This window comes from Microbacterium sp. ISL-103 (genome assembly GCF_018613995.1).
Lineage (GTDB): Bacteria > Actinomycetota > Actinomycetes > Actinomycetales > Microbacteriaceae > Microbacterium.
This window is the reverse complement of sequence record NZ_JAGGPD010000192.1, coordinates 1-3,816: the sequence shown is the minus strand read 5'-3', so window position 1 is coordinate 3,816 and position 3,816 is coordinate 1. Positions and strand designations below refer to the sequence as shown.

At 63.9% G+C, this 3,816-nt stretch carries 6 protein-coding genes; 4 read left to right on the top strand and 2 right to left on the bottom strand.

Translation table 11 applies throughout. The features are described 5' to 3' along the window. A partial coding sequence (locus J7E68_RS08105; RefSeq protein WP_215171549.1) for a hypothetical protein occupies positions 1 to 224 on the bottom strand: 224 nt, incomplete at its 3' end. A 190-nt stretch (positions 225 to 414) separates the two neighbouring features. Here J7E68_RS08105 and J7E68_RS08100 point away from each other — a divergent pair. The 4 genes from J7E68_RS08100 to J7E68_RS08085 all read left to right on the top strand — a co-directional run bounded on the left by J7E68_RS08100 (position 415) and on the right by J7E68_RS08085 (position 2,099). Next, positions 415 to 1,257 carry a hypothetical protein gene (locus tag J7E68_RS08100; protein WP_215171547.1) on the top strand — a complete coding sequence of 281 codons (843 nt, stop codon included), beginning with the start codon at positions 415 to 417 and terminating at the stop codon, positions 1,255 to 1,257. A gap of 76 nt (positions 1,258 to 1,333) precedes the next feature. Continuing rightward, the gene (locus tag J7E68_RS08095) at positions 1,334 to 1,609 is read left to right on the top strand and encodes a GNAT family N-acetyltransferase (protein WP_215171545.1); all 276 of its coding nucleotides are present in this window, start codon (positions 1,334 to 1,336) and stop codon (positions 1,607 to 1,609) included. A gap of 15 nt (positions 1,610 to 1,624) precedes the next feature. Then, positions 1,625 to 1,834 (top strand): GNAT family N-acetyltransferase, encoded by a 210-nt coding sequence (locus tag J7E68_RS08090; RefSeq protein ID WP_215171543.1) that lies wholly within the window; start codon positions 1,625 to 1,627, stop codon positions 1,832 to 1,834. 76 nt (positions 1,835 to 1,910) lie between these two features. Then, entirely contained in the window at positions 1,911 to 2,099 is a 189-nt protein-coding gene (locus tag J7E68_RS08085) for a hypothetical protein (protein ID WP_215171541.1), read from the top strand. A gap of 94 nt (positions 2,100 to 2,193) precedes the next feature. On the opposite strand, the gene glnA is transcribed toward J7E68_RS08085, so the two are convergent. After that, positions 2,194 to 3,618, bottom strand: a complete 1,425-nt coding sequence (glnA, locus tag J7E68_RS08080) for a type I glutamate--ammonia ligase (protein ID WP_215171539.1) — start codon at positions 3,616 to 3,618, stop codon at positions 2,194 to 2,196. Positions 3,619 to 3,816 lie beyond the last annotated feature (198 nt).

The window sequence follows — 3,816 nt, the reverse complement described above, 5'->3', positions numbered from 1 at the left end:
TCCCGAGGCCGGGCGAGGTCGGCGGTCTTGTGGCGGTTCTGCCGGCTCCTGGGGGGGCCGATGCCGGCAGGGATCGCCCCGGTTGCACTGACCAGCGTCCCCGAGATCTCGGGCGACACGGCGGCGAACGAGCAGAGGAGACCGACGACGACCGCCGCGATCACCGCGACGAGGGCAAGCTGATTGGCCTGCCGATTGCTTGCGAGGACGTCACTGTCACTCATTGCTATCACCCCCAGTGATGATCAGTCATGCTCGCCCTGTCGACGCGGCTTGTCAAGACCGATATTCTGCAGCCGCGGCGCGTCTTGACGAGCGATGTCAGGAGGAGGACCATAGGGCCTCACAGCCAAGCTGTTCGGGTGGACAAGGGTCTGGGGGCCTCGTCACTTGGTGTCTCAGCGAGGAGCGATCATGGGCGGACAGCACAGCACGGATGTGGTCAACAGCGTCATGGACGGTGAGATCATCGATCGGATACCGCTCCCCGAACCACGAGAAGCGCGCGAGCGGCTCGGCTTCGAAGACACCGTCGCGTGGCTCCGCGACGACACGAAGACTCAATCACCGATCAGCTTGCTGGGGCGTGTGTACTACAAGTTCGAGGGTGACGAGGAACTGCGCAGTCACGCCTACAGCATGGAGCTCGAGATCGATCCGGAGTCGGTGCTGAAGAAGCCGGTCACCCGCCAGGAGCTCCTCGTCAATCACGAGACCGCTGCCGAAGCAGGTTTCCTCTCTTTCGTGTCTGCGAAGGTCGGCGCTACTGAGGTGCTCGAGATGAGGGTCGTCGACAACGCTGCGGCATCGGCGAAAGTCGTCGGAAAGCAGTGGATGGAGGAACTCGACAGATGGTTCACTCGGCAGAAGACGCAGCCCATCGCCGGCGGGCGAAAGCTTCTCTTCTGCGCCGTCGTCACAGGCGTCGTCCAGAAGTACGTCTCCACGAAGCGATTCAGTGAGTTCGAAGCCTCAGGCAAGGGAGGGGGATACGGCGTCAACGTGGGCGGACGACTGTACGTGAGCTCGTCGGGATTCGAACTGGACATCGTTCACGGACTGTCTCTACAGGACCTGCTGCCCTTCATCCAGTCCGCGGATGACGTCGACGAAGACGCGGTCGAGATGGCACGGAAGGCGGCTGAGGGCAGCACGGACCTCGACCTCGATCTGAAGGACTTCGGTGTGACGCCGGGACCTGTCGTATCGCGGATGTTCGAGGACGAGGTGCTGGCGGCGCCGAGCTTCGAGTTCTGAGCCGTCGGTCGCGTGGGGTCTCGACAGACTCGAGGTCGCGCTGCGGAGTGTCCGTGGCCGGTGGCATGATCCGAGGATGGAGAATCTGACGCTGAGGAAGTGGTCCGCGGGCGATCTCGGGCTTCTCCGCCGGGCGAACACCGCAGAGATGACCACGCATCTGAACGGTGCCGAGAGCGAGCAGCAGCTCCTCGAACGCAACGCTCGATACCTGCGGCTCTGGGGCGCCGGCGAAGCCAGGATGTTCGTCATCGAGGATGATGCGCATCAGCCGCTCGGATCGATCGGCTTCTGGAACGTCGAGTGGCGTGGCGCGCCGGCTCTGGAGACCGGCTGGTTCGTCGTGCCCTAGGCTCAGCGCAGAGGCGTGGCCTCGCGGGCTCTGAGCCTGCTCATCGACGATGCGAAAGAGCACCGTGGCGATCGCCGGTCGCTCGTCGCCTTCCCGTCTGTCACGAACCCCGGCTCGAACGCCGTCTGCCGACGTGCCGGGTTCGAGAGGGTGGGCACCTCCACTGCGACGTTCCGCGGCGCCGAACTGACGATGAACGAGTGGGTACTCGACCTCGGCGAGTGAGCGCACGGGGGTGCGGCGCTCGAATCCGCCGCACGGGGGATGCGCCGGTGGTCAGAGCGTTCGTACGGTGGACGGTATGACGGATGCAGAGAAGGACTCGCAGAAGAAGCCGCAGAACGGTCTCGCGGTCGGCCTCGGCCTGGGGATCGCGGTCGGAGCGGGGTTGGGCTTGACCGTGTTCGACAACCTGGCCCTCGGCATGGGACTCGGCCTTTCGATCGGTCTCGCGATCGGCGTCGCCGTCGATTCCCGCAAGAGCGAGTAGCCGCGTCCCAGGCGCATCACCGGCTCGGAGACACGGAGATACGAGAAGAGCCCGCCAGGATGACCTGGCGGGCTCTTCTCAATCGGTCTGAGGATCAGACTCCGAAGTACAGCTCGTACTCGAACGGGTGCGGGCGCTGAGCCATCGGCAGGATCTCGTTCTCGTACTTGTACGAGATCCAGGTCTCGATGAGCTCCTCGGTGAACACGCCGCCCTCGAGGAGGAACTGGTGGTCGGCCTTCAGAGCCTCGAGCGAGTCCAGCAGGGAGTTCGGAACCTGCGGGATGTTCTTGGCCTCCTCGGGGGGAAGCTCGTAGAGGTCCTTGTCGACGGGCTCGTGCGGCTCGATGCGGTTCTTGATGCCGTCGAGGCCGGCCATGAGCTGCGCGGCGAAGGCGAGGTACGGGTTGCCCGATGCGTCAGGAGCGCGGAATTCGATGCGCTTGGCCTTGGGGTTCGAGCCCGTGATCGGGATGCGGATCGCAGCCGAGCGGTTTCCGGCCGAGTAGACCAGGTTGACCGGTGCCTCGAAGCCCTTGACCAGACGGTGGTAGCTGTTCAGGGTCGGGTTCGTGAAGGCGAGCACGGCGGGGGCGTGCGCGAGCAGGCCGCCGATGTACCAGCGAGCGATGTCGCTGAGCTGGCCGTAGCCTGCCTCGTCGTAGAACAGCGGCTTGCCGTCGTTCCACAGCGACTGGTGCGTGTGCATGCCCGAGCCGTTGTCGCCGTACAGCGGCTTCGGCATGAAGGTGGCGACCTTGCCCCACTCTTCGGCGGTGTTCTTGACGATGTACTTGAACTTCAGGATGTCGTCCGCCGAGTGCACCATGGTGTCGAAGCGGTAGTTGATCTCCTGCTGGCCGGCGGTGCCGACCTCGTGGTGCGAGCGCTCGAGGATGAACCCGGCGTCGATCAGCTTCAGGGTGATGTCGTCGCGCAGGTCAGCGGTCTTGTCGACCGGGCTGACGGGGAAGTAGCCGCCCTTGTACGGGGTCTTGTTGGCGAGGTTTCCGCCTTCTTCCTCACGACCGGTGTTCCAGGCGGCCTCTTCGGAGTCGACCTTGTAGAAGCTCTCGCCGGCGGTGACGGAGTAGCGCACATCGTCGAAGATGTAGAACTCGGCCTCGGGGGCGAAGACCGCGGTGTCGGCGATGCCGGTCGAGGCGAGGTACTTCTCTGCCTTCTTGGCGACCTGACGCGGGTCCTTCGAGTAGATCTCGCCTGTGCGCGGGTTGTAGATGTCGAAGACCATCACGAGGGTGCTCGCCTCGCGGAAGGGGTCGACGTATGCCGTGGTCACGTCCGGGATGAGCTGCATGTCGGATTCGTGGATGCTCGCGAAGCCGCGGATCGAGGAGCCGTCGAACAGCTGACCGTTGACGAAGAAGTCCTCGTCGACGGTGGAGGCGGGGATGTTGAAGTGCTGCTGGACACCAGGGAGATCAGTGAATCGGATGTCAAGGAACTTGACGTCGTTCTCCTTGATGTAGCTCAGCACCTCGGACGAATCTTTGAACATGTACGACTCCTGGATTGCGGATCGATGGCTTCACGGCCATTGTGCACAGTACGTGCGGGGCGTTACCCCACGGTATCCGCTTTGTTTCCGGCATGTTACGCGCAGGTAGGCTGGAGACGTGACGGACGCTGTGAACACGTACCCCGGAGAACGACTCGGAATGCCGCTTGCGGGAACGGGAAGCATCGCCCGACCGGG

Bases quoted from the DNA above. Each gene is read 5' to 3' on its own strand.
- J7E68_RS08085 (WP_215171541.1), top strand. From the start codon at position 1,911: ATGACGGATGCAGAGAAGGACTCGCAGAAGAAGCCGCAGAACGGTCTC.
- J7E68_RS08095 (WP_215171545.1), top strand. From the start codon at position 1,334: ATGGAGAATCTGACGCTGAGGAAGTGGTCCGCGGGCGATCTCGGGCTT.
- glnA (WP_215171539.1), bottom strand. From the start codon at position 3,618: ATGTTCAAAGATTCGTCCGAGGTGCTGAGCTACATCAAGGAGAACGAC.
- J7E68_RS08100 (WP_215171547.1), top strand. From the start codon at position 415: ATGGGCGGACAGCACAGCACGGATGTGGTCAACAGCGTCATGGACGGT.